Raw genomic sequence first — 257 nt, 5'->3', positions numbered from 1 at the left:
TTCAAGCTCTGGCTCTTCTTCAGACTCATTTTCCGATTCAGATTCATCAATCAAAGCTGAAGCTAAAGACTCGACATCATCAACATTTAACTCTTCTTGTGCATCAGCTAAATCATCGACAGAACCGGCCAAAGCAGTATCAATGTCATCGTTTTCTTCGACTAACGACTCTGTTTGCGTTTCACTTACGGAATCTTCATCTGCTTCATCAATTAAGCTGTCGATATCGTCCAAATCAAAGTCATCGCTTTCTTCAA

General features: G+C 40.1%; 1 protein-coding gene. It reads right to left on the bottom strand.

Features of this window, described 5'->3' with window-relative positions; translation table 11 throughout:
- A partial coding sequence (locus CWB65_RS19345) for a hypothetical protein (protein ID WP_212750958.1) occupies positions 1 to 257 on the bottom strand: 257 nt, incomplete at both ends.

This window comes from Pseudoalteromonas sp. S554, from assembly GCF_005930865.1.
Classification (GTDB): Bacteria; Pseudomonadota; Gammaproteobacteria; order Enterobacterales; family Alteromonadaceae; genus Pseudoalteromonas; species Pseudoalteromonas marina.
Note: the sequence above shows the minus strand (reverse complement) of the source record. Positions and strands in the feature narration are given on the sequence as shown.